General features: G+C 65.5%; 22 protein-coding genes. 15 read left to right on the top strand and 7 right to left on the bottom strand.

Going from position 1 to position 22990, the window contains the following annotated elements; translation table 11 throughout:
- Positions 1 to 13: 13 nt before the first annotated feature.
- The 6 genes from PV768_RS15515 to dnaE all read left to right on the top strand — a co-directional run bounded on the left by PV768_RS15515 (position 14) and on the right by dnaE (position 7005).
- Positions 14 to 544 (top strand): cell division protein SepF, encoded by a 531-nt coding sequence (locus PV768_RS15515; protein WP_104997513.1) that lies wholly within the window; start codon positions 14 to 16, stop codon positions 542 to 544.
- 120 nt (positions 545 to 664) lie between these two features.
- Complete coding sequence (locus tag PV768_RS15510) at positions 665 to 952, top strand: YggT family protein (RefSeq protein WP_139028864.1); 288 nt, start codon at positions 665 to 667, stop codon at positions 950 to 952.
- A 177-nt stretch (positions 953 to 1129) separates the two neighbouring features.
- Entirely contained in the window at positions 1130 to 1816 is a 687-nt protein-coding gene (locus PV768_RS15505) for a DivIVA domain-containing protein (protein ID WP_157238503.1), read from the top strand.
- A 91-nt stretch (positions 1817 to 1907) separates the two neighbouring features.
- On the top strand, positions 1908 to 2480 hold the full coding sequence (gene lspA, locus PV768_RS15500) for a signal peptidase II (RefSeq protein ID WP_157238502.1): 573 nt from the start codon (positions 1908 to 1910) through the stop codon (positions 2478 to 2480).
- A gap of 4 nt (positions 2481 to 2484) precedes the next feature.
- Positions 2485 to 3411 (top strand): RluA family pseudouridine synthase, encoded by a 927-nt coding sequence (locus PV768_RS15495; RefSeq protein ID WP_157242536.1) that lies wholly within the window; start codon positions 2485 to 2487, stop codon positions 3409 to 3411.
- Between the two features lie 36 nt (positions 3412 to 3447).
- Positions 3448 to 7005: a DNA polymerase III subunit alpha gene (dnaE, locus tag PV768_RS15490; RefSeq protein ID WP_323057384.1), complete on the top strand. Its 3558-nt coding sequence runs from the start codon at positions 3448 to 3450 to the stop codon at positions 7003 to 7005.
- Between the two features lie 58 nt (positions 7006 to 7063).
- Here the strand turns inward: dnaE and PV768_RS15485 are convergent, their stop codons facing one another.
- Entirely contained in the window at positions 7064 to 7522 is a 459-nt protein-coding gene (locus PV768_RS15485; RefSeq protein ID WP_104999690.1) for a flavin reductase family protein, read from the bottom strand.
- 177 nt (positions 7523 to 7699) lie between these two features.
- On the opposite strand from PV768_RS15485, the gene PV768_RS15480 reads away from it, so the two are divergent.
- From PV768_RS15480 to nrdR, 3 genes are all read left to right on the top strand, one after another.
- Positions 7700 to 8236 carry a hypothetical protein gene (locus tag PV768_RS15480; protein WP_157238501.1) on the top strand — a complete coding sequence of 179 codons (537 nt, stop codon included), beginning with the start codon at positions 7700 to 7702 and terminating at the stop codon, positions 8234 to 8236.
- Positions 8237 to 8240: 4 nt separating this feature from the next.
- Entirely contained in the window at positions 8241 to 9608 is a 1368-nt protein-coding gene (hisD, locus tag PV768_RS15475; protein ID WP_321215935.1) for a histidinol dehydrogenase, read from the top strand.
- A 138-nt stretch (positions 9609 to 9746) separates the two neighbouring features.
- Positions 9747 to 10250, top strand: a complete 504-nt coding sequence (gene nrdR, locus PV768_RS15470; RefSeq protein ID WP_421093456.1) for a transcriptional regulator NrdR — start codon at positions 9747 to 9749, stop codon at positions 10248 to 10250.
- Between the two features lie 99 nt (positions 10251 to 10349).
- On the opposite strand, the gene ppgK is transcribed toward nrdR, so the two are convergent.
- Both ppgK and map read right to left on the bottom strand, forming a co-directional pair.
- On the bottom strand, positions 10350 to 11153 hold the full coding sequence (gene ppgK, locus PV768_RS15465; protein ID WP_157238499.1) for a polyphosphate--glucose phosphotransferase: 804 nt from the start codon (positions 11151 to 11153) through the stop codon (positions 10350 to 10352).
- Positions 11154 to 11283: 130 nt separating this feature from the next.
- A complete protein-coding gene (gene map / locus PV768_RS15460) occupies positions 11284 to 12162 on the bottom strand; it encodes a type I methionyl aminopeptidase (protein ID WP_157238498.1) in 879 nt (292 codons plus the stop codon).
- 121 nt (positions 12163 to 12283) lie between these two features.
- Here map and PV768_RS15455 point away from each other — a divergent pair, with 121 nt between their 5' ends.
- Positions 12284 to 12448, top strand: a complete 165-nt coding sequence (locus tag PV768_RS15455) for an SPOR domain-containing protein (RefSeq protein ID WP_120691318.1) — start codon at positions 12284 to 12286, stop codon at positions 12446 to 12448.
- Positions 12449 to 12526: 78 nt separating this feature from the next.
- Here the strand turns inward: PV768_RS15455 and panB are convergent, their stop codons facing one another.
- Positions 12527 to 13423: a 3-methyl-2-oxobutanoate hydroxymethyltransferase gene (panB, locus tag PV768_RS15450; RefSeq protein WP_157238497.1), complete on the bottom strand. Its 897-nt coding sequence runs from the start codon at positions 13421 to 13423 to the stop codon at positions 12527 to 12529.
- Positions 13424 to 13699: 276 nt separating this feature from the next.
- Between panB and glnA (PV768_RS15445) the strand changes: the two genes are divergently transcribed.
- The 4 genes from glnA (PV768_RS15445) to PV768_RS15430 all read left to right on the top strand — a co-directional run bounded on the left by glnA (PV768_RS15445) (position 13700) and on the right by PV768_RS15430 (position 19115).
- Positions 13700 to 15040 (top strand): type I glutamate--ammonia ligase, encoded by a 1341-nt coding sequence (glnA, locus tag PV768_RS15445; protein ID WP_157238496.1) that lies wholly within the window; start codon positions 13700 to 13702, stop codon positions 15038 to 15040.
- A 9-nt stretch (positions 15041 to 15049) separates the two neighbouring features.
- Positions 15050 to 18061, top strand: coding sequence for a bifunctional [glutamine synthetase] adenylyltransferase/[glutamine synthetase]-adenylyl-L-tyrosine phosphorylase (locus PV768_RS15440; protein WP_421093455.1), 3012 nt, complete (start codon positions 15050 to 15052; stop codon positions 18059 to 18061).
- 80 nt (positions 18062 to 18141) lie between these two features.
- Entirely contained in the window at positions 18142 to 18585 is a 444-nt protein-coding gene (locus PV768_RS15435) for a VOC family protein (protein ID WP_421093454.1), read from the top strand.
- A 5-nt stretch (positions 18586 to 18590) separates the two neighbouring features.
- Positions 18591 to 19115 carry a GNAT family N-acetyltransferase gene (locus PV768_RS15430; protein ID WP_157238494.1) on the top strand — a complete coding sequence of 175 codons (525 nt, stop codon included), beginning with the start codon at positions 18591 to 18593 and terminating at the stop codon, positions 19113 to 19115.
- A 277-nt stretch (positions 19116 to 19392) separates the two neighbouring features.
- Here PV768_RS15430 and glnA (PV768_RS15425) read toward each other — a convergent pair whose 3' ends face one another.
- Complete coding sequence (gene glnA, locus PV768_RS15425; protein ID WP_139028876.1) at positions 19393 to 20817, bottom strand: type I glutamate--ammonia ligase; 1425 nt, start codon at positions 20815 to 20817, stop codon at positions 19393 to 19395.
- Between the two features lie 319 nt (positions 20818 to 21136).
- Here glnA (PV768_RS15425) and PV768_RS15420 point away from each other — a divergent pair, with 319 nt between their 5' ends.
- Positions 21137 to 21574, top strand: a complete 438-nt coding sequence (locus tag PV768_RS15420; protein ID WP_321215938.1) for an RDD family protein — start codon at positions 21137 to 21139, stop codon at positions 21572 to 21574.
- 39 nt (positions 21575 to 21613) lie between these two features.
- Here PV768_RS15420 and PV768_RS15415 read toward each other — a convergent pair whose 3' ends face one another.
- Positions 21614 to 21970, bottom strand: coding sequence for a DUF3817 domain-containing protein (locus PV768_RS15415; protein ID WP_157238493.1), 357 nt, complete (start codon positions 21968 to 21970; stop codon positions 21614 to 21616).
- Positions 21971 to 22053: 83 nt separating this feature from the next.
- Entirely contained in the window at positions 22054 to 22806 is a 753-nt protein-coding gene (locus tag PV768_RS15410; RefSeq protein ID WP_157238492.1) for a DUF4191 domain-containing protein, read from the bottom strand.
- Between the last annotated feature and the right edge of the window lie 184 nt (positions 22807 to 22990).

Here is a 22990-nt window from a genome sequence, read left to right as displayed (position 1 = left end):
TTAGGAGTCGACCATGGCCGGCGCTCTGCGCAAGACAATGATCTATCTTGGGCTCGCCGACGGCGATGAGCATTACGAGTCCGAGCACCAGTCAACACGTAAGGATGAGGACGAAACTATGGAAGCTGACCGCGAGGAGCGCCGTGCACCTGCACCCGTCCGCGAGGTCAGCCGCGAAGCGTCCTACACCCCCGAAGAGGAATACCGCGCCCCAGTGACTCCCATTAAGCGAGCGGCCTCGAGCCGCGAAGAAACCAGCGGACTTCGCCAGATCACCACAATCCACCCCCGCTCATACAACGATGCCAAGCTCATCGGCGAGAGCTTCCGGGACGGCATTCCGGTGATCATGAACGTTACCGACATGGGCGAGGCCGATGCCAAGCGCCTGGTGGACTTCTCCGCCGGCCTGGTTTTTGGACTCCGCGGAAGCATCGAGCGGGTCACCAACAAGGTCTTCCTGCTGTCGCCGTCATACGTTGAGGTCATCGGCGATGACAAGAAAGCCAGCGAAACACAGGCAAGCTTCTTCAACCAAAGCTGAGCACCAGGCGGTGCGTGGATGCCAGACAGGGACACCTGTCTGGCATCTGTGCTGAAATAGAACGGACACATCGGCAGCACGCCGCGGTGCACATATGGACATGGAGATATGAGTTAAGTCATGGGAATCGCTTTCGGACTTGTCTATCTCGCGCTGCTTCTGTTCTTTGTTGCACTGATCATCCGACTGGTCTTTGACTGGGTGCAGATGTTTGCGCGGGAGTGGCGCCCGCGGGGCGTAGCCCTAGTGGTGGCCCACGCCGTGTATTCAATCACCGATCCGCCCCTGAAAGTGCTTCGCCGGCTGATCCCGCCCCTGCGTTTGGGCGGCATCTCCCTGGACCTTGGTTTCCTGATCCTCTTCATTGCCGTCAGCATTGCGATGGGGATCACCAGGGGACTTGCCTGATTTACCCGAAATAGACCTAGCAGCGCAGGTGGACCCGTCCGGGAACAGCTACTGTGAAGCGAAGAAAACTCGTGTTTGACACCGCAGTGTTGAATTAGAGTAACCAGACCAAATTTAGGTACCGTAGTTTTGACGGCCGGAAGGCCTACTGACTAACTAGACCAGTGAGGTGACCAGATGGCTTTGACGCCAGAAGACGTTGTCAACAAGCGCTTTCAGCCGACCAAGTTCCGCGAGGGCTACGACCAGGACGAAGTTGATGACTTCCTGGACGAGATCGTTGTTGAGCTCCGCCGCCTGAACCAGGAGAACGACGAACTTCGCAAGAAGCTCGCCGAAGCCGGGTCCAGCGTTCCGGCCAGCTCGGCCGCTTCCCCCGTTGTGGAGAAGGTCCCCGCGCCCGTCAAGGCCGACAAGGATGAGGCACGCGAAAAGGCGGAAGCCGAAGCCAAGGCTGCCGAAGCAGCGAAGAAGAAGGACGTTCAGCCGTCCGCTCCTGCCGCGGCAGCCCCCGCAGTCTCCACCGCGGTCGGAACCCCCTCCGCTGAGTCCGCAGCCGGCCTGCTGGCCATGGCCCAGCAGATGCACGATCGGCACGTCGCCGACGGCCAGGCCCAGAAGGACAAGATCATCGCCGAAGCGCAGATCGAAGCCAGCAGCCTGGTCAACGACGCACAGGAGAAGTCCCGCAAGATCCTTGGCGCCCTCGAGCAGCAGCGCTCCGTCCTGGAGCGCAAGGTTGAACAGCTCCGCGGCTTCGAACGCGACTACCGTTCACGCCTCAAGGCCTACATCGAAGGCCAGCTGCGCGACCTGGATGCCCGCGGTTCCGTTGCTACGCCGGAAGTCAGCGAAGCCAACTAATCCGTCAAGCACGTATTCTGAAAGCCGGTGGCTGAGGATTCCTCGGCCACCGGCTTTTGGCATTGACACCGGTTTTATGAACGAAAGCACCATGACTGACGAACTTGCTGCGGACCCCGCACGCCCTGTCCCACCTGCCCCGCGTCCAGGCCGCGGGGTGCTGCTCTCCGTCTTCGCAGGGTTTGCACTTTTCGCCTACATCCTGGACCAGCTCACCAAGCTGTGGGTGACGTCCAGCATGGTGGAAGGCGAACGGATCCCGGTGCTCCCGCCGCTGCTGCACTGGTACTTCATTCGGAATTCCGGCGCGGCGTTTTCCATCGGAGAGAACGTCACCTGGGTGTTTTCCATCATCATGGCCGGTGTGGCCGTGGCGATTCTCTTCCAGATCCGGAAACTGGGGTCGCTCTGGTGGTCCCTCGCGCTGGGCCTGCTCCTGGGCGGTGCACTGGGCAACCTTACCGACCGGCTCTTCCGGGAACCGTCCTTCGGCATGGGACACGTGGTGGACTTCATCCAGCTTCCCAACTTCGCGATCTTCAACATCGCCGACTCGGCGGTGGTTTCCGCCGTGGCCATCATCTGCATCCTGACACTGCGCGGCATAGCCCTGGACGGCAGCCGGCTCACCGCTGAACGCAAGGACAAGTCCGGCGATGCCTGAAACGATGCCTGAGCGGATTGTCGTTGCCGACGAATACGGAGGAACGCGGGCCGATGCCGGCCTTGCCGGACTCCTGGGCATCTCGCGTTCCCTTGCCGCGTCCCTCCTTGCCGAGGGCCATGTGCAGAGCAAGGGCAAAACGCTGGGCAAGTCGGAAAAGCTGGTTGCGGGCGACGTGCTCCACGTCAGCAGGCCGGAACGGCGTGACCCCCTGGAAGTCGTGGAGGAAGTTGTGGAAGGCCTGAAGATCCTGCTGGATGACGAGGATTTCGTCGTCGTTGACAAGCCGGTGGGCGTTGCCGCCCATCCGTCGCCCGGGTGGGTCGGGCCCACGGTGGTGGGTGGCCTGGCCGGGGCCGGCTACCGCATCTCCACCTCCGGATCGCCGGAGCGGGCGGGCATCGTGCACCGGCTGGACGTCGGAACGTCAGGTGTCATGGTGGTGGCAAAGTCCGAGCGCGCCTACACGGCCCTGAAGCGGGCCTTCAAGGAACGAACGGTGGACAAGGTCTACCACGCCGTTGTCCAGGGCCTTCCGGACCCGCTGGCGGGAACCATTGATGCACCCATCGGCCGGCATCCGGGGCATGACTGGCGCTTCGCGGTCATCGAGGACGGACGCCACTCCGTCACGCACTATGAAGTGATTGAAGCCTTCGGCAAAGCCAGCCTGGTGGAAGTCCACCTGGAAACGGGCCGCACCCACCAGATCCGCGTGCACTTTTCCGCGCTGCGGCATCCCTGTGCCGGAGACCTGACCTACGGTGCCGATCCGCGGCTTGCTGCCACCCTTGGCCTGACGCGGCAGTGGCTGCATGCCCGCGAACTGGGATTCGAGCACCCTGTGACGGGGGAGCCCGTCCGGGTCACCAGTGATTATCCGCAGGACCTCGCGTTTGCCCTGGAAGTGCTCGCGTCCGGGCAGGCCTGACGCAGGCCAGCCACACCCGGCGCATAGAATAGTGCGGTGACTTCCAGCAACGACTCGTTTGTCCATCTCCACAACCACACCGAGTATTCGATGCTGGACGGCGCCGCCAGGCTCGGCGAGCTGTTCGATGAGACGGAACGGCTGGGCATGCCGGCCCTCGCCACCACGGACCACGGCTATCTCTTCGGGGCCTTCGACTTCTGGAAGAAGGCCACCGACAAAGGGATCAAGCCGATCATCGGCGTCGAAGCCTACGTGACTCCGGGAACTGCCCGCGGCGACAAGAGCCGCGTGCGCTGGGGTGAGGAACACCAGCGCAAGGACGATATTTCCGGCGGCGGCTCCTACACCCACATGACCCTGCTCAGCTACAACAACGCAGGCATGCGGAACCTGTTCCGGGCGTCCTCCATCGCCTCGCTGGATGCAGTCTTCGGCAAATGGCCGCGTCTGGACCGGGAGCTGCTGAACACCTACTCGGAGGGCCTGATCGCCACCACGGGCTGCCCGTCCGGTGAAATCCAGACGCGGCTGCGGCTGGGCCAGTACCGCGAGGCCCTCGAGGCCGCAGCCGAGTTCCGGGACATTTTCGGGGCGGAGAACTACTTCTGCGAACTCATGGACCACGGGCTGGACATCGAGCGGCGCGTCACCGGGGACCTGCTGCGGCTCGCCAAGGAGCTGAACCTCCCCCTGGTGGCCACCAACGACCTCCACTACACCCACGAGCACGATGCCAAGGCCCACGAGGCCCTGCTGGCCATCCAGTCCGGTTCAACCCTCCTGGAACCCACGTACGACAACGGCGGGTCCCGCTTCGCCTTCTCCGGCAGCGGCTACTACCTGAAGTCGCCCCGGGAAATGCGGGAACTGTTCCGCGACCACCCCGACGCATGCGACAACACCCTCCTGATCGCCGAACGCTGCGAAGTGTCCTTCAACACCGGGGCCAACTACATGCCGCGGTTCCCCTGCCCGCCGGGCGAGGATGAAACGTCCTGGCTGGTCAAGGAAGTGGCCAAGGGACTTGAGTACCGGTATCCGGGCGGCGTCCCCGACAACGTCCGCGCCCAGGCCGACTACGAACTGGGCGTCATCACCTCCATGGGTTTCCCCGGCTACTTCCTGGTGGTGGCGGACTTCATCAACTGGGCCAAGAACAACGGCATCAGGGTTGGCCCCGGCCGTGGTTCCGGCGCCGGCTCCATGGTGGCCTACGCCATGCGCATCACCGACCTGGACCCCCTGCGCCACGGCCTGATCTTCGAACGGTTCCTGAACCCGGACCGCGTCTCCATGCCCGACTTCGACGTCGACTTCGATGACCGGCGCCGCTCCGAAGTCATCGACTACGTGACCCGGAAGTACGGCGACGAACGCGTGGCCATGATCGTCACGTACGGCACCATCAAGACCAAGCAGGCCCTGAAGGACTCCTCGCGCGTGCTGGGCTACCCGTTCAGCATGGGTGAAACGCTCACCAAGGCCCTGCCGCCGGCGGTGATGGCCAAGGACATCCCGCTGGCGGACATCCAGAACCCGGAGGCCAAGCGCTACGGCGAAGCGGGCGACTTCCGCCAGCTCATCAGCACGGACCCCGAAGCTGCGAAAGTCTTTGAGACCGCGCTGGGCATCGAGGGCCTGAAACGGCAGTGGGGCGTGCACGCAGCCGGCGTCATCATGTCCTCGGATCCGATCATCGATGTCATTCCCATCATGCGCCGGATCCAGGACGGCCAGGTCATTACCCAGTTCGACTACCCCACATGTGAGGGCCTCGGCCTGATCAAGATGGACTTCCTGGGCCTGCGGAACCTGACGATCATTTCCGACGCCCTGGAAAACATCAAGATGAACCGCGGCATCGACCTGGACCTGGAAAACCTGGAACTCGACGACGCCCCTTCCTATGAGCTGCTGGCCCGCGGCGACACGCTGGGCGTCTTCCAGCTCGACGGCGGACCCATGCGGTCCCTGCTCAAGCTGATGAAGCCTGACAACTTCGAAGACATTTCCGCCGTGCTCGCCCTGTACCGGCCGGGCCCCATGGGCGCGAACGCCCACACGGACTATGCGCTGCGGAAGAACGGGATCCAGGAAGTCATTCCCATCCACCCGGAACTGAAGGAACCCCTTGCGGAGATCCTGGGCGGAACGTACGGCTTGATCGTGTACCAGGAACAGGTTATGGCGGTCGCCCAGAAGCTGGCCGGCTACTCGCTGGGCCAGGCAGACATCCTCCGCCGCGCCATGGGCAAGAAGAAGAAATCGGAACTGGACAAGCAGTTCGCCGGTTTCTCCCAGGGCATGCAGGACAACGGGTACTCCATGGAAGCAGTGAAAACCCTCTGGGACATCCTGCTTCCCTTCTCCGACTACGCCTTCAACAAGGCACACTCGGCCGCCTACGGCGTCATTTCCTACTGGACCGCGTACCTCAAGGCGCACTACGCGCCGGAGTACATGGCCGCGCTCCTGACCTCGGTGGGTGATGACAAGGACAAGTCGGCGATCTACCTCAACGAATGCCGGCGCATGGGCATCACCGTGCTGCCGCCGGACGTGAACGAGTCCGCGCTGAACTTCACCCCGGTGGGCAACGACATCCGCTTCGGCATGGGCGCCATCCGCAACGTCGGCGTCAACGTGGTGGAGGCCATGGTGGCTGCCCGCGAAAGCGAGGGCGCGTTTACGTCGTTCAAGGACTATCTGATGAAGGTCCCCGCCGTGGTCTGCAACAAGCGGACCATTGAATCGCTGATCAAGTCCGGCGCCTTCGACTCGCTGGGCCACCACCGCCGGGCCCTGGCCATGATCCACGAAGAGGCCATCGACTCCGTCATCACGCTCAAGCGGAACGAAGCGATCGGACAGTTCGACCTCTTCGCAGGGTTCGACGAAGCCGAATCCGAGTCATCCCTGAGCATCGAGATCCCGGACCTGCCGGAGTGGGAGAAGAAGGACAAACTCTCCTTCGAACGGGACATGCTGGGACTCTACGTTTCAGACCACCCCCTGCAGGGCCTCGAAGGGCTGCTGAGTCAGCATGCGGAGATGAGCATCACCTCCGTCCTCGGCGAAGACGGACCGCAGGATGGCGCGATCATCACCATCGCCGGCATGATCACGTCGCTGAGCAGGCGCATCGCCAAGGCCAGCGGCAACGCCTACGCCAGGGCCGAAGTGGAGGACCTGGGCGGCTCGATGGAAGTCATGTTCTTCGGCCAGGTCTACGGCCCCATCGCATCTGTCCTCGCCGAGGACCTGATCGTGGTGGTTAAGGGGCGCCTGCAAAAGCGCGACGACGGCGCCATCACCCTGAACTGCATGGAACTGTCCGTTCCGGACCTCAGCGAGGGGCTCAACGGCCCGCTGGTGATCACCATGCCCACCTACAAGGCCACGGAAGCGGTGGTCACCGAACTGGGCGACGTCCTCCGTACCCACCGCGGGAACTCCGAAGTGCGGCTGCACCTGCAGGGTGACACCCGGACGGAGATCATGGGCCTGCCGGTCCACCTGCGCGTGAACCCCAGCCCGTCCCTGTTCGGCGACCTGAAAGTGCTCCTCGGGCCCGCCTGCCTGGACGCCTGACGGAGGCACGGACGACGGCGGGCGGCAAGTACCGCCGTCGTCGTCCGGAGCTAGTGCCTCAGATCTCGTAATCCAGCGGGACCGGCTGGCCGTACGCCCCGCCGTGGTACAACAGGGGAGAGCCGTCCCCGCCCACCTGCCCGTCCACCACCTGGACCACCACAACGGCGTTGTTTTCGAAGGACAGGCGCATCTGCACTTCGCCGATCAGCCAACCGGCTACGCCCTTAAGCACCGGCACGCCGTGCGGACCCACCTCCCAGTGGTCCCCCTCAAAGCGGTTGCCGGCACCGGCAAACCTGTCAGCGAGCTGCTGGTTCTCCAGGCCCAGCATATGGACCCCCAGGTAGGTGGTGTTTGCCACGGCCGGCCACGACCGTGAGCTGCGGGCCATGTTGAAGGTGAAGCGCGGCGGCTGCGCGGAAAGCGAGGCAACCGAGGTGGCGGTGAAACCGTAGGGCTGGTCCTGGTAGTTCACCGTGATGATGGCGACGCCGGCGGCATGGCGCCGGAACATCTCCTTGAACGTCCGTTCGAACGGAACGTCAGCTGTTGTCACGGAAACTCCTGGTGGGCTGGATGGTTTGGTATTTATGTTCTCCTTCAAGGGTATGGGTCCGGCGCGCCGGTGGAGAATCCCCTGGAGCCCGCGCACGGCGGCTATCCTGCCGGAACATTTGTTAAGGTTTGTTGCATGACGAAAGCCACCCGCCGCACGCGCCCGCGGCTGTCCTGGGCGTTGTTCGCGGTCCCTGCAGCGGCGGGTGTCCCGGTGGGCATCCTGTGGTGGCTCCTGGCTCCTGGCGGCCTCAACCTGGTCACCCGGGATCCGGCCCTCTCCAGCGGCACCAATCCGGTGGTCTGGCTCCCGCGGGACCTGACGCTGGCCGGCCTGCTGGTCCTTGCCGGGTGCCTCCTGGCCGTTTTCCTGGCGGACCGGAAGCGCGCGGATCCGCAGGCGGACCTCCTGATGGGCCTGGCTGGTGCCCTGTGCGGCGCAGTGGTCGCCTGGCAGGCGGGGCTCCTCAGCGCGCAGTTATGGGCGCCCGCCGTCGATGCCTCGGCGAATGCCAGCATCGCTTTTTCGCTGCGCGCCTGGCCGGTGCTGCTCCTGTGGCCCGCCGCCGCGGCCGTGTCCGTTTTCGCGCTGGAGCTTCTTAACCTCCTGGGCGGGAAGTCCGACGACGGCACCCACCAGTCGCGGCACGCTGCGGCGGGGCCCGTAAAATAGACCAGTGACCATTTCTTCGGAGAATCCCGCCAGCCCAGCCGCCGCCGTCGTAAACTTCCGCACCGTTGACCTGCGCGGCCAAAGCCTGACCCTCGCCGGCTTGCGCGCCGCTGTCCCGCGGGCCCAGGGCCAGACCGTGGCGGACGCTGAAGAAAAGGTCCTGGACATCATTGCGGCCGTCCGGCGGGGCGGCTTCGAGGCACTGGGAGAACTGGCCCTTCGCTTCGACGGCGTGCAGCAGCGCCACCCGCTGGTTCCGCAGGAGGCCCTGGCCGCCGCGCTCGAGGAACTCGAGCCGTCCGTCCGCAGCGCACTGGAGGAGTCCATCAGCCGCGCACGGCGCTTCGCCGACGGCCAGCGTCCCCGGAACATCGAGGTCCGGCTCGGCGACGGGGCCGTGGTGGCGCAGAACTGGGTGCCGGTTGCGAGGGTGGGACTCTACGTCCCCGGCGGCCTCGCCGTCTACCCGTCCTCCGTGATCATGAACGTTGTTCCGGCCCTCGCTGCAGGGGTGCGCTCGATTGCCCTGGCCTCGCCTCCGCAGAAGGAGTTCGCGGGACTGCCGCACCCCACCATCCTTGCCGCCGCCGCACTGCTGGGGATCACCGAGGTGTATGCCATCGGCGGCGCCCAGGCCATCGCCGCGTTCGCCTACGGTGTTGAGGCAACGGATGCCGGCCCGGCGCTGGAGCCGGTGGATGTGGTGACCGGGCCGGGCAATATTTTCGTTGCCACCGCCAAGCGCCTGGTCAAGGGCGTCGTGGGGATCGATTCGGAGGCCGGCACTACGGAGATCGCCATCCTGGCAGACTCCACGGCCCGGCCGGCCCTCGTGGCCGCCGACCTCATCAGCCAGGCTGAGCACGACCCCAAGGCGGCCTCGGTGCTGATCACCGATTCCGAGGACCTCGCCACGGCGGTCCGCGCCGAACTCGGCCGCCAGGCGGCGGCAACCAAGCACTCGGCGCGCGTCCTCGAAGCGCTGTCCGGCCCGCAGTCCGGGGTGGTGCTGGTGGACAACCTGGAGCAGGGCATCGCCGCCTGCGACGCCTATGCGGCCGAGCACCTGGAGATCATGACCCGGGACGCCGCCGGCGTCGCCGCCAGGATCCGGAACGCCGGCGCCATCTTTGTGGGCGACTACAGCCCCGTCAGCCTGGGGGACTACTGCGCGGGGTCCAACCACGTCCTGCCCACCAGCGGCACCGCCGCTTTCTCATCCGGCCTGAACGTCACCACGTTCCTGCGGGCCATCCAGGTGGTCAACTACAGCCGGGAAGCGCTGGCCGAGGTCAGCGGGCACATCGTCAGCCTGTCCGGCGCGGAGGACCTTCCCGCGCACGGGGAGGCAGTGACGGCCAGGTTCGCCTGAAAAACCCCCAGGAACCGATATCTAGTAGCCCCAACCACAACATGTAGTATTACACGCTTGTTATTAGCGGTTCCCAGGACATAAAATGGAGGCGCTGAAGTTGCGCCTGCACTGGCGCCTGGGAAGGAGGGTGGCACTATGTACTGTCCGTTCTGCCGCAACCCGGACTCCCGGGTAGTGGACAGCCGCATGGCGGATGACGGTTCAGCCATCCGCCGGCGCCGGCAGTGCCCGGAATGCGGCCGGAGATTCACCACGGTGGAAACCACCAGCCTTTCCGTGATCAAGCGGTCCGGCGTGGGGGAGCCCTTCAGCCGCAGCAAGGTGATCAACGGAGTACGGAAGGCCTGCCAAGGGCGGCCCGTCAGCGAAGACGACCTCGCGCTGCTGGCGCAGGAGGTCGAAGAGCAGATCCGTTCCTCTGGCGCTGCCGAGATCGACGCCCACGAGGTGGGCCTGGTCATCCTCGGTCCGCTGCAGAAGCTTGACAAGGTCGCCTACCTGCGGTTTGCCAGCGTCTATCAGGCTTTCGAATCCCTTGAGGACTTCGAAACCGCCATCGCCCTGCTCCGGCAGGAAGAGGATGGCGCCCCGGGAATTGCCGCGAAGGGCCCGAAGAGCTCCGAGAAGAGCCCCCTGTAGTCTCCGGTGGCGTCAGCGGAGGGGAAGCCGCAGCCGCCACCGAAAGACTGAGCCGTGCCGCCGTCGACTGCCGGGCAGTTGGCGGCGGCACGGCTTTTGCTATTTTGCGAGCTTGTGCTTCAGGGCGATTTCGATGGCGGCACCTACGATGCCGGCCTCGTTGCGAAGGACCGCCGGCACGATGGGGGTCCGGAGCCGAAGGTTGGGCAGGTACTCGTCGGCACGCTTGGAGATGCCGCCGCCCACAATGAACAGTTCGGGCGAGAACAGGAATTCGACGTGGGAGAAGTAGCGCTGCAGCAGGACGCTGTATTCGTCCCAGGACAGCCCGTCGCGTTCCCGTGCCACCGCCGAGGCTTTGGATTCGGCGTCGTGGCCGTCGATTTCCAGGTGTCCCAGTTCAGCATTGGGGACCAGCTTGCCATCGAAGATAAAGGCCGAACCGATTCCCGTGCCCAGGGTGATCACCAGGACGGTGCCCTTGACGCCGGCCCCGGCGCCGTAGCGGGCTTCCGCCAGCCCGGCAGCGTCGGCGTCGTTGATGACCTCTACCGGCCGGCCCAGCCGGGCGGTCAGGAGCGCGTCGATGTCCGTGTTGAGCCAGCTCTTGTCCACGTTGGCCGCGGAGTGCACCACGCCGTGCTGGATGATGCCGGGGAAGGTCACGCCCACGGGCGAGCCGGCGGCCGGGGCCTCGGGCCGGGCAGAAAGCTCGGAAACCACCAGCGCCACGGCCTCGGCAACGGATTCCGGGGTAGCCGGCTGGGGGGTGGGGACCCGGAACCGTTCACCCAGCAGTTTGCCCTTCTTCAAGTCGACGATGCCGCCCTTGATTCCGGTGCCACCGATGTCGATGCCGATCAGGGGGGCGTTCTTGTTCGACTTTTCGTCATTCTTGGCCAATGGGTATCCGTTCGTGGCAGAGGCGGGCAGGGTAGGAGCGGCCGGAAAGCCGCCTGGGATTGGTGTCCGGTCAGGAACCGGGGAGGGCGTGCAGCGATCAGTACATCAGGCTGGAGGCCAGGTGAACAGGCTACGGCAGGGTCAGGATCTCCGCGCCGGAGTCCGTCACCAGCAGGGTGTGCTCGAATTGGGCAGTGCGCTTCCGGTCCTTCGTGACCACTGTCCAGTCATCCGCCCACATGTCCCACTCCACGGTGCCGAGCGTCAGCATCGGCTCGATGGTGAAGACCATGCCGGCCTCGATCACCGTGTTGTAGGCCGGGGCGGCGTCGTAGTGCGGAATGATGAGCCCTGTGTGGAAGGCTTCACCCACGCCGTGGCCGGTGAAATCCCGCACAACACCGTAGCCGAAGCGCTTGGCGTAGGACTGGATGGCGCGGCCGATCACGTTGATTTCCCGGCCCGGTGCCACTGCCTTGATGGCCCGGTTCAGCGACTCCTGTGTCCGTTCCACCAGCAGCCGGGATTCCTCGTCCACATCGCCCACCAGGAAGGTGTAGTTGGTGTCTCCGTGGACACCGTTGATGAAGGCGGTGATGTCGATGTTGAGGATGTCGCCGTCGTGGACCACGGTGCTGTCCGGGATGCCGTGGCAAATGACCTCGTTCAGGGACGCGCACAGCGACTTGGGGAAGCCCCGGTAGCCCAGGGTGGAAGGGTAGGCGTGGTGGTCAAGGAGGAACTCGTGGCCCACCTTGTCCAGCTGGTCCGTGGTGACGCCCGGCTGGATGTGTTTGCCCACTTCCACGATGGCCTGGGCGGCGATCTTCGAAGCTACCCGGATCTTTTCGATCGTTTCGGGGGATTTGACCTCGGAGCCGGTGAACTTTGCCGGGGCAGGCTTGCCCACGTACTCCGGCCGGGGGATGGACGCCGGGACGGGACGCTGCGGACCTATGGTCCCCGGGGTGAGGGTGCCGATGGGTGCAGTCGAGGCAAGGGAAGGCATAGATTGATCATATAAGGCACTGCAGAACGCCAAACAACCGGAAGCCGCGCGGGACCTGCGAAAGAATCTACGTTACGCGGATCACGCCGCTGCTTCCCCGCCGCCGGAACGAGGAGCAACGATGACTGAGTACTGGTACAACGTCAGGACGCATGAGATCGAAGAGGACCGGCTGTCCGACTGGAGCCAGCTGATCGGGCCCTACAAGACGCGGGAAGAAGCCGAACACGCCCTTGAAAAGGTCCGTGCCCGCAACGAGGCGTGGGAAAAGGACGACGACGACTGACCGCGGGGATGGCAGGCCCGCCTGGTGCGGGCGTGCGTTGCCGGCGGCCGGCCGCCCGGCGGTGGAACCTGTCCGGCGCTAGAAGGAGTGCTCAGGACCGGGGAACCGGCCGGACCTGACGTCCTCGGCGTAGGCAGTGGCCGCATCCATCAGCGTGCTCCGCAGGTCCGCGTACTGCTTGACGAACTTGGCCATCCGGCCGCCCCGAAGCCCCGCCATGTCCTGCCAGACGAGCACCTGCCCGGTTGTTTCCTTGCCGGCGCCTATCCCTACGGTGGGAACGGAGACCGCCGCATCCACTGCGGCCGCCGTTTCGGCCGGAACCATTTCCATCAGCACGCTGAAGGCCCCCGCATCAGCCAGCGCGACGGCGTCGTCAATCAACCGCTGTGCGTCGCCGCCGCGGCCCTGGACGCGATACCCGCCCAGTGCGTGCTCGCTCTGGGGGGTGAAGCCGATGTGCGCCATCACCGGAATGCCGGCCTGCACCATGGCTTTTACGGTGGGGGCATAGTATTTGCCGCCCTCGATCTTCACGGCGTGCGCCAGGCCTTCCTTGAGGAACCGGACACCCGCGGCCACGGCCTGCTCAGGGGAAACCTCGTAGCTTCCAAACGGCAGGTCGGCCACGATCAGCGCGCGCTTGGCGGACCGCGCCACCGCCCGGCACAGCGGGAGCAGCTCGTCCACGGTCACCGGAAGGCTTGTTTCGTTGCCGAAGACGTTGTTCGACGCCGAGTCGCCCACGAGGAGCACCTCTATGCCGGCAGCGTCGAAGATCTCCGCCGTGTACTGCTCATAGGCGGTCAGCATCGCGAACCTGGTCCCGTCCCTCTTGGCCTGCTGGAGGTGGTGGATGCGGACCTTGGCGGGCTTCCGTTCCGAAGCGGACGCAGCCGCCTGCCCGGGCCCGCTGCCGTAGGGGGCGGGGACGTCGGCGGACATGCTGGAATCGGAGCTGTTGCTTGAGGCCATGGCACGAGCGTAGTGCGGTACCGGCCGTCCTAGCTACCGGCGGTCATCGCCCCCGGTGGTGATAAGCGTCATAGAAAGGCGCTGGAGCAGGTCCCCGGAAGCGGGCGAGGGGTGCACTCCGGAGGCAAAATCGGGCGGGGAGGTGTTAACGCTGTGTTACGCGCGGGGCAGGCTCCAGCATCGGGGCCGAATGCTTAGTACAGTGTTGGTGAACTGCTGCCGGCTTTTCCCCTCTGCGGACCCGGAGCATGGACGTTGACCGGAGAAGAGGCCATCATGGACCGCCAGCAAGAGTTTGTCCTGCGCACAATCGAAGAGCGCGACGTACGGTTCGTACGCCTGTGGTTCACCGACGTCGTGGGCTCGCTCAAGTCCGTGGCACTTGCCCCCGCTGAAGTTGAGGGCGCCTTCGAGGAAGGCCTGGGGTTCGACGGTTCCGCGATCGAAGGCCTGGCCCGGGTGTTCGAATCCGACATGCTGGCCCAGCCTGATCCCTCCACGTTCCAGATCCTGCCGTGGCGCGGCGAAACGGAGCAGACCTCCAGGATGTTCTGCGACATCCTCACGCCCGACGGCGAGCCGTCCGCGGCGGATCCGCGCAACGTGCTGAAGCGGACCCTCGCGAAGGCGGCGGACATGGGCTTCACCTGCTACACCCACCCGGAAATCGAGTTCTACCTCCTCAAGTCGCAGGAACCCGGGCCGGACGGTGCACCCGTGCCGGTGGACGAGGGCGGCTATTTCGACCACGTTCCCGGCGGCGTGGCACAGGACTTCCGCCGCACGGCAGTGACAATGCTCGAATCCGTGGGCATCTCGGTGGAGTTCAGCCACCATGAGGCAGGCCCCGGCCAGAACGAAATCGACCTCCGCTATGCGGATGCACTGCAGACGGCGGACAACATCATGACGTTCCGCACCGTGATCAAGGAAGTGGCACTCCAGCAGGGCACCTACGCCACCTTCATGCCCAAGCCGTTCACCGCCCATCCCGGATCCGGCATGCACACACACTTCTCCCTGTTCGAGGGGGACACCAACGCCTTCTATGAGGCCGGCGCGGAGTTCCAGCTGTCCAAGACCGCCCGCCAGTTCATCGCAGGCATCCTCAAGCACGCCCCCGAATTCACTGCGGTGACCAACCAGTTCGTCAACTCCTACAAGCGGCTCTGGGGCGGCGGGGAAGCTCCCAGCTACCTGAGCTGGGGGCACAACAACCGCTCGGCGCTGGTCCGGGTTCCGCTGTACAAGCCGGGCAAGGGCCAGTCCGCCCGGATCGAGTACCGCGGCATCGATTCCGCGGCCAATCCCTACCTGGCCTACGCCGTCCTGCTGGGCGCCGGCCTGAAGGGCATCGAGGAAGGCTACGACCTTCCCGCCGCCGCCGAGGACGACGTCTGGTCGCTCAGCTCGGCGGAACGCCGCGCCATGGGCCACGATCCGCTTCCCGCAAGCCTCCATGACGCCATCCGGACCATGGAAGAGTCCGAACTGATGCCGCAGATCCTGGGAGAGCAGGTTTTTGAGCACTTCCTGCGCAACAAGCGCGCCGAGTGGCAGGACTACCGCCTGCAGGTGACGCCCTACGAGCTGCAGCGCAACCTCGGCATCCTCTAGGCGGCGGGCGTGAGCCTGGCACGCCGCCTCATTGCGGCCGGTTTCAGCGACCTTGAAAAGGGTGAGCGGTTCCTGGCTGCCCCGGAGCTGGAAGGACTGGACCAGGACAGGCTGTTCGCGGGCCTGCACATGGCAGCCAGCCCGGACACTGCCCTCCAGTCCCTGGTCCGCCTGATCGAAAAGCACCCGGACCTCCGGGACCTGGCCGCCGCCGACCCCGACACCAGCGAACCGATGTACAGGGTGCTCGGTGCGTCCGAGGCGCTGGGGGAGTTCCTGATCCGCCACCCGGAACACCTGGAGGCCTTCCGGGTCCGGGCGAGCCCCGAGCCGCTGCAGTCCGATCCTGCCACCCTGCGCGAAGTCCTCCTGCAGTCCGTGGGCGCCGACCCGCGTGCCGAGCGCCCGATGGCAACCAGCACCGGAGCCGACGCCTATGCCGCCCTGCGCACGGCCTACCGCAGGGGGGTGGTGGACCTCGCCGTCAAGGACCTGTGCGCCGCCGATCCGTTGGACTTCCTGCCGGCCGTGGGCGGCGAACTCGCAGACCTCGCCGGGGCAGCCATCGAGGCGGCCCTCGCGGTCTCGCGTGCCGAAGCCGCCGGCCAGTACGGCGCGGACGCCGTCGCCGGCGTCGGACTGGCCGTCATCGGCATGGGCAAATGCGGCGCCCGGGAGCTGAACTACATTTCCGATGTCGACGTCATTTACGTCGTGGACCCCGGCGCCCTTGAGGACGCGCAGGCGAGCACCATCGGCTCTGCCCTTGCCAGCGGCATATCCCGTGCCATTTCCTCCGTGGCGCGCGAACCGGGCCTGTGGGAGGTGGACGCCAACCTGCGGCCGGAAGGTAAGTCGGGGCCCCTGGTGCGCACCTTGGCCTCGCACGAGACGTACTATGCCCGCTGGGCCGAAAGCTGGGAGTTCCAGGCACTGCTGAAAGCGAGGACCATTGCCGGTGACGCCGCCCTGGGCCGCCGCTACGAGGAAGCCGTCGCGCCGCTGATCTGGAGTTCGGCAAGCCGTGACGGTTTCGTGGAATCCGTCCAGGCGATGCGGCGCCGGGTCACCGAGCACATTCCGGCCGCGGAGGAGCAGCGGCAGATCAAACTGGGCCGCGGCGGGCTCCGCGACGTTGAGTTCACCGTCCAACTCCTTCAGCTTGTGCATGGAAAGGCAGATGAAACGCTGCGACGGCGTGACACCACCTCTGCCATCGCCGCGCTGTCCGCCGGAGGGTACATCGGGCGCGCCGACGCTGCTGCGTTCGACAACGCCTACAGGTACCTGCGGCTGCTGGAGCACCGCATCCAGCTTTTCCAGCTGCGCAGGACCCATCTCATGCCGGTGGCTGAACCGGCCCTCCGGTCGCTGGCCAAGGCCGTGCTGGGGCCCTTCTCAAACGAGCGGCCCCATCCTGACGCACTGCTGGCCACGTGGCAGAAAACCAAGCGTTCGGTACGGGAACTGCACGAGCGTATCTTCTACCGGCCGCTGCTCAACACGGCGGCCAAGCTCAGCAGCGAGGACGCGAAGCTGACCCCGGAAGCCGCCCAGGGCAGGCTGGCAGCCCTCGGATATCGGGATCCGCAGGGCGCCATGCGCCACATCGAGGCACTCACGGCGGGGGTCAGCAGGCGCGCCGCCCTGCAGCGGCAGCTGCTGCCAATCCTGCTGGACTGGCTGGCCGAGGGCGTGGACCCGGATGCCGGGCTGCTTGCGTTCCGGCGCGTCAGTGAAGCCCTGGGAACCACGCACTGGTACCTGGGAATGCTCCGGGACTCCAGCGCCGCAGCAGAACGCCTGTGCCACGTGCTCTCGAATTCCAGGCTGATAGCCGATCTCCTGGAGGTCTCGCCAGAGTCCGTGGCCTGGCTGGGCCACGACAAGGACCTGGTCCCCTTGAGCTTCGAAGCGCAGTGGCAGGAGATCACCTCCAAGATGTCCCGGCATGCGGATCCGGAGAGTGCCATGCGGCTGATCCGGCTGATTCGGCGGCGGGAAATCCTCCGGATCGCCGTGGCAGATTCAGCCGGGCTACTGGCCCAGGACCGGGTGGGGACGGCGCTGGCGGACACCGACCGTGCTGCCGTCCTGGGTGCCCTGCGGGTGGCCGAAGGCATCGTCTCCGCCGGCGGGCCGCTTAAGACGGCCGTCCTGGTGGTGGCCATGGGCAGGCAGGGCGGCCGCGAGATCGGCTACGGTTCGGATGCGGACGTTATGTATGTGCACAGGGCCCTGCCCGGTTTCAGCCAGGAGGAAGCGCAGGAGCAGGCCGCACGGATCGTCGCGAAGGTCTCCACCCTGCTGACGCAGCCCCTTAAGCCGGCCATCATGGCCGAGCGCGTCCTGCAAATGGACGCGGACCTGCGGCCGGAGGGAAAGAACGGGGCCATGGTCCGCTCCTTGGACTCCTTTGCCGAGTACTACCGGAGATGGTCCCTGATCTGGGAAGCCCAAGCGCTCCTGAGGGCACGCCCCATGGCCGGTAACGACGATCTTGCCAAGGATTTCATCGAGCTCATTGACCCCATCAGGTACCCGGAAAGCATTGCGGATACCGACGTGCGGGAGATCAGGCGGATCAAGGCGCGCGTGGAGGCAGAACGGCTTCCCCGCGGGGCAGATCCCGCACGGCACCTGAAACTGGGCCGCGGCGGGCTGAGCGACGTCGAATGGCTGGTGCAGCTACTCCAGCTTCGGCACGCCGGCCGGCACCCCGAACTGCGGACAACCTCGACGCTTGCGGCGCTGGAAGCCGCCGCCCAGCTGGGCTTGCTGGCCCGGGCGGATGCCGACCTCCTGGCCCGTGCGTGGCGCCTGGCCAGCCGCATCCGGTCCGCCAACGTGATCTGGAGCGGCAAGGCCTCGGACCTGCTGCCCTCTTCCCGCCGCGACCTGGAAGCCGTGGCGCGGTGGTGCGGGTACGAGCCCGGCCAGGCAGCCGTCCTTGAAGAGGACTACCTGCGGGTCAGCAGGCGGGCCCGGGCAGTCTTCGAGCGGGTTTTTTACGGACAGTAGCCGCCCCAGGCAGCCGGACGCCTCCCTGGCGATGGCTGCGAGTGGCTGACACCCGCCCTGGCCGGTGCTACTTTGAGCCCATGGCAACCCAAATCTATTTCAACCTGCCCGTCAAAGACCTGAAACGCTCGGTGGACTTTTTTGCGGCCCTTGGCTTCTCCTTCAACCCGGACTATACCGACGAGAATGCCACCTGCATGGTCGTCAACGAGAACGCCTACGTCATGCTGCTGGTGGAGTCCTTCTTCAAGACCTTCACCTCCAAGGGCGTTGCGGACAGCAAGGGCTCCGCGGAGGCGATCATCGCCTACTCCGTGGATAGCCGGGAGGCCGTGGACGAGGCCGTCAGGACCGCCCTGTCCTCCGGCGGGTCCCCGTCCGAGAAACCCCAGGACTACGGATTCATGTATAACCACAGCTTCCAGGATCCGGACGGCCACCTCTGGGAAGTGATGTGGATGGATCCGGCCGGTCCGCCGGCCGAGTCCGCAGCTGGCGGCAATTCCGCCGGGCCGCAGGCCTGAGCGGCATGGGCCGGAGCGTATGGCTCATCCCGCTCCAGGACCTTGACGCCGACGCCCGGGCTGTCCAGCTGGGAGCCGTGGCAACCCTGGAGCCGGGCCCCGGGCAGGAGCGGTTCGTCGGTGACCCGCTCCGGATGGCCCTGGCAGGACTGGCTGAGGAATCGCGGCGGCCCTACGTCATTGAGTGCGCCGGCAGGGCCGTCGGCGTGCTGACCCTGCAGGCCGGGGCAGCACGCCTGGCAGGATGGCCGGACGAGGCGTCTGCGTGGCTGCTGAGGGGTTTCCTGATCGACCGGCGGGAACAAGGCCGCGGGCTCGGCGGCCTCGCCGCAGCCGCCGCTGTGGCGGCCGCTGAAAAACTCACCGCCCGGCACCAAACCCGGGAGGCCGGCGTCGTCCTTTCAGTCAACGAAGCCAATCCTGCGGGCGTGTCCGCCTACCGCCGGGCCGGGTTCGAGGACCGGGGCCAGTACACCGGAGGGGCGGCAGGACCCCAACGCATCATGTTCCGAAGTTTTCGGCCACAATAGCGTCTCGGCGCGGGGGCGCCGTTTGCACTGAGAAAGCGATTGCCCGATCATGTGGATTGGCGGTGTTCTCCAACCTTGTTGGGGGGAAGGCTGGAACGGTCTTCATCCCGGGGGGCATTCGTCAGGGGGTCCGGTTCCCGGTCTCAGCACGTCTGGAACCGGGCCCCCACCTCCATTTCCGTCCCGGGTGCGACTTTCCCGGGCACGCAAAAGGCGGCCACCGGATATCCGGTGGCCGCCTTCGCTGCCTTAGGAGTCCTGGAGAACAGGTCCGGGACTAGACGCCGTAGTAGAGCTCGAACTCGTAGGGGTTCGGGCGCAGGGACAGCGGGCGGATCTCGTTCTCGTACTTGTACTCGATCCAGGTATCGATCAGGTCCTGAGTGAAGACACCGCCGGCCTGCAGGAACTCGTTGTCCTCGCGCAGGGCCTCCAGTGCTTCTTCAAGCGTGCCCGGAGCCTTGGGGATGTCCTTGGCCTCTTCGGCGGGGAGCTCGTAGAGGTCCTTGTCGATCGGGGCCGGGGGCTCGATGCGGTTGCGGATACCGTCAATGCCGGCCATCAGCTGGGCAGCGAACGCCAGATACGGGTTGGAGGAGGGGTCCGGCGCGCGGAACTCGATGCGCTTGGCCTTCGGGTTGGTGCCCGTGATGGGGATACGGATACCGGCGGAGCGGTTGCCCTGCGAGTAGACCATGTTGACCGGAGCTTCGAAGCCCTTGACCAGGCGGCGGTAGGAGTTCACCGTCGGGTTGGTGAAGGCCAGGACGGCGGAGGCGTGCTTGAGCAGGCCGCCGATGTACCAGCGGGCGGTGTCGGACAGGCCGGCGTAGCCCTTCTCGTCGTAGAACAGCGGCTCGCCACCGTTCCAGAGCGACTGGTGGCAGTGCATGCCGGATCCGTTGTCGCCGAAGACCGGCTTGGGCATGAAGGTTACGGACTTGCCCCAGGCGTCTGCGGTGTTCTTGATGACGTACTTGAACTTCTGCAGGTCATCGGCAGCGTGGGTCAGCGTGGTGAACTTGTAGTTGATCTCAGCCTGGCCGGCGGAGCCAACTTCGTGGTGGCTGCGCTCGACCTCGAGGCCGGCTTCGTCCAGTGCAACACACATGGCGTCGCGGAGGTCAGCCTGCTTGTCGGTGGGGGAGACCGGGAAGTAACCGCCCTTGACGGGGGTCTTGTAGCCGAGGTTTCCGCCCTCTTCCTCGCGGCCGGTGTTCCAGTGGGCTTCCTCGGAATCGATCTTGTAGAAGCTGCCCTGCGGGGAGGACTGGTACTGGACGTTGTCGAACACGAAGAACTCGGCTTCGGGAGCGAAGAACGCGGTGTCCGCGATGCCGGTGGATGCCAGGTACGCCTCAGCCTTCTCGGCAACGCCGCGGGGGTCGCGGTGGTACGGATCGCCGGTGCGCGGGTTGACGATGGAGAAGTTCAGCGCGAGGGTCTTCTCCATGCGGAAGGTGTCCAGGAACGCCGTGGTGACGTCGGGGATGAGCTGCATGTCAGACTCAGCGATGCCCTGGAAGCCGCGGATGGAGGATCCGTCGAAGAGCTGGCCGTTGATGAAGAAGTCGGCGTCAACACTCTTCGCGGGGACGTTGAAGTGCTGCTGGACGCCCGGAAGATCGGTGAAACGGATGTCGACGAACTTAATATCTTCGTCCTTGATGAACTTGAGGACTTCGTCCGCAGTCTTGAACATCTATGCTCCTTACGCATATGTAAATATCTGGCGTGCAAGCCAGCTGATCCAGCGCAATCCGAAGGCAGGGAAACAACGCGGTGTTCCCCTGCCTTCAGTACCCTGCCGCAATAGCCTGCCGTGTACTACCTGCTGTGTCTTGCCTTCCGGCGGATTGCTTGAAACTGGTAACAGCCTATGGACGCGGCATTTCCCGTCCATGTCCGCATTGTTTCGGGCAGGTTACAGAATGCCCTGATATGGCAACGCTATCCTCTGTCCACACTGTGGTCTAACCCCATCCACAGTGTGGTCGGCAGGAAGTCGCTAAACTTGGACGGTGGTAGATCGCAAAGACATCGGCTCCTGGCTCTCCGGCCCCGACACCTCGGGCATATCCAAGTATCCGGGGGAGCGGCTGGGACTGCCGGAGTCAGGGCCGGGCTCCATTGCGCGGGCGGGCCGCAGGATCGCCGCGATCACGATCGACTGGACCGTTGCGCTGCTGATCAGCAACTTCGCCTTCGCGGGCGACGCCTGGGCCACCCTGGCAATCTTCGCCGTAGAACAGGCCCTGCTGGTAGGGACCCTCGGCTACAGCATTGGACACCGTGCGGTGGGCATCCACGTGGTGAGGGCCGGGGGTGGTGCGCCGGGTCCGCTGGCCGCACTGGTGAGGTCCCTGCTGCTTTGCCTGGTGATTCCCGCGGTGATTTTCGATCCTGACCACCGTGGCCTCCACGACAAGGCAATGAATACGCTGCTGCTCCGCCGCTAGGGGCTCGAAGTCCCGGCGGCGCGGCGCGCACCCGGCAGGCTAGACCGAACTTGGTTCCCGGACAGTGGCTGCGCCGGAAGGTGCCCCGGCAACGCTGAGGTACCGGCGCTGTCCTGCCCACCGTTCGAACAGGATGGTGGCGAACGGGAACACGGCGGACAGACCCGCGAACAGGGCCACCACAAAGGGCCAACGCTGCAGCCGCCAGAGTCCCAGGGCGCAGACGCCATACCCCACGAACAGGGCTCCGTGAATGGGGCCCGCCACCTGGACGCCAATTTCCGTGGTGCCGGCGATCCACTTGAAGTACATGCCGATGAGGAGGGCCGCCCAGCTGAAGGCTTCCGCGACGGCCAGGATCCGGAACGCGCGGATCACTGCTTTGGTGAGGGTCATGGTGTTGTCCTGTCCTGCCTTGGGGGCTGCAAAGAAAACGCCCCGGCTGCCGGCCTAAGCCGGAACCGGGGCGGGTTCAAAACCTAGCGTCCGCGGTTGGGACGCGCCTTGTAGGGGTCAATGCCCTTGGGAATCGGGAGGCGGTTGCCCAGGGATGCAATCCGCTTCGACACCGCATTCACCTCAAGCTTGGTCAGTTCCTTCTTGAGCTTGCCCATCTTCTTGGCCACTTCGCTGAGGGGAACCTGGCCCTCGCCGCGGCCGCTTTCAATGACGTGCACGGTGACGTTGGGCAGGATGCGCGCGAGGCGCTTGCGCTCGGCCTCCAGCAGCGGCTTTACGCGGTGCGTGGGGCCTTCGCTGACGAGCACGACGCCGGGACGGCCAATTGCGCGGAAGACGGCGTCCTGCGTGCGGGGGTTGACGGCAACGGGCTGTTCCTCGGTGATCCAGCCGCGCCGCAGGGTGCCCAGGGCAGCGCCGGAGGCGCCGGGCTGATCCTCGATCTGCGCGAAGGCGGCACGCTCGGCCCGGCGCGACAAGATGAACGTGGCACCGAGCAGGCCCAGCGGGATGCCGATGATCAGGCCGGTGATCCAGTTGTCCAGCCAGAAGCCGACCAGGAAGCTGACAGCCACAACGCCAAGGAAGACCAGCAGCATAAGCCACGGAACCATGGGGTCATGACGGCGCGTCATGGTGAAGACTTCGCCGATCTGCTTGAGCCGGCTGGGCTTCTTGACCTTGGCCTCTTTGGGCTTCCGCGAGAAGAGGCCACGCTTGACTGCGCTGGAGCCAGACGGAGTGGAGTTGCTGGAATCAGGGGATTTCGCCATAGTTCCTCAATTCTACGTGACCAAAGCCCAAGGGCCGGCACCGGAGTCTTCCGGTGCCGGCCCTTGGGTGGCGCTGTGATTTTGTGGCGGTGCGCAGCTCAGGAACGGGCGGCGAGCAGTGAGCTGGCTTCCTGGCGGGTGGTGCCGGAGTCCTGGATGCCGTCGGCGATGTGGGCGAGTTCGG

It is taken from the genome of Pseudarthrobacter sp. CC4 (assembly GCF_048957775.1).
GTDB lineage: Bacteria > Actinomycetota > Actinomycetes > Actinomycetales > Micrococcaceae > Arthrobacter.
The sequence above is the reverse complement of the archived record's forward strand: the minus strand, read 5'-3'. Positions and strand labels throughout refer to the sequence as shown.

Bases quoted from the DNA above. Each gene is read 5' to 3' on its own strand.
- PV768_RS15515 (WP_104997513.1), top strand. From the start codon at position 14: ATGGCCGGCGCTCTGCGCAAGACAATGATCTATCTTGGGCTCGCCGAC.
- PV768_RS15510 (WP_139028864.1), top strand. From the start codon at position 665: ATGGGAATCGCTTTCGGACTTGTCTATCTCGCGCTGCTTCTGTTCTTT.
- PV768_RS15505 (WP_157238503.1), top strand. From the start codon at position 1,130: ATGGCTTTGACGCCAGAAGACGTTGTCAACAAGCGCTTTCAGCCGACC.
- lspA (WP_157238502.1), top strand. From the start codon at position 1,908: ATGACTGACGAACTTGCTGCGGACCCCGCACGCCCTGTCCCACCTGCC.
- PV768_RS15495 (WP_157242536.1), top strand. From the start codon at position 2,485: ATGCCTGAGCGGATTGTCGTTGCCGACGAATACGGAGGAACGCGGGCC.
- PV768_RS15485 (WP_104999690.1), bottom strand. From the start codon at position 7,522: ATGTTCCGGCGCCATGCCGCCGGCGTCGCCATCATCACGGTGAACTAC.
- PV768_RS15480 (WP_157238501.1), top strand. From the start codon at position 7,700: ATGACGAAAGCCACCCGCCGCACGCGCCCGCGGCTGTCCTGGGCGTTG.
- nrdR (WP_421093456.1), top strand. From the start codon at position 9,747: ATGTACTGTCCGTTCTGCCGCAACCCGGACTCCCGGGTAGTGGACAGC.
- map (WP_157238498.1), bottom strand. From the start codon at position 12,162: ATGCCTTCCCTTGCCTCGACTGCACCCATCGGCACCCTCACCCCGGGG.
- PV768_RS15455 (WP_120691318.1), top strand. From the start codon at position 12,284: ATGACTGAGTACTGGTACAACGTCAGGACGCATGAGATCGAAGAGGAC.
- panB (WP_157238497.1), bottom strand. From the start codon at position 13,423: ATGGCCTCAAGCAACAGCTCCGATTCCAGCATGTCCGCCGACGTCCCC.
- glnA (WP_157238496.1), top strand. From the start codon at position 13,700: ATGGACCGCCAGCAAGAGTTTGTCCTGCGCACAATCGAAGAGCGCGAC.
- PV768_RS15435 (WP_421093454.1), top strand. From the start codon at position 18,142: ATGGCAACCCAAATCTATTTCAACCTGCCCGTCAAAGACCTGAAACGC.
- PV768_RS15430 (WP_157238494.1), top strand. From the start codon at position 18,591: ATGGGCCGGAGCGTATGGCTCATCCCGCTCCAGGACCTTGACGCCGAC.
- glnA (WP_139028876.1), bottom strand. From the start codon at position 20,817: ATGTTCAAGACTGCGGACGAAGTCCTCAAGTTCATCAAGGACGAAGAT.
- PV768_RS15415 (WP_157238493.1), bottom strand. From the start codon at position 21,970: ATGACCCTCACCAAAGCAGTGATCCGCGCGTTCCGGATCCTGGCCGTC.
- PV768_RS15410 (WP_157238492.1), bottom strand. From the start codon at position 22,806: ATGGCGAAATCCCCTGATTCCAGCAACTCCACTCCGTCTGGCTCCAGC.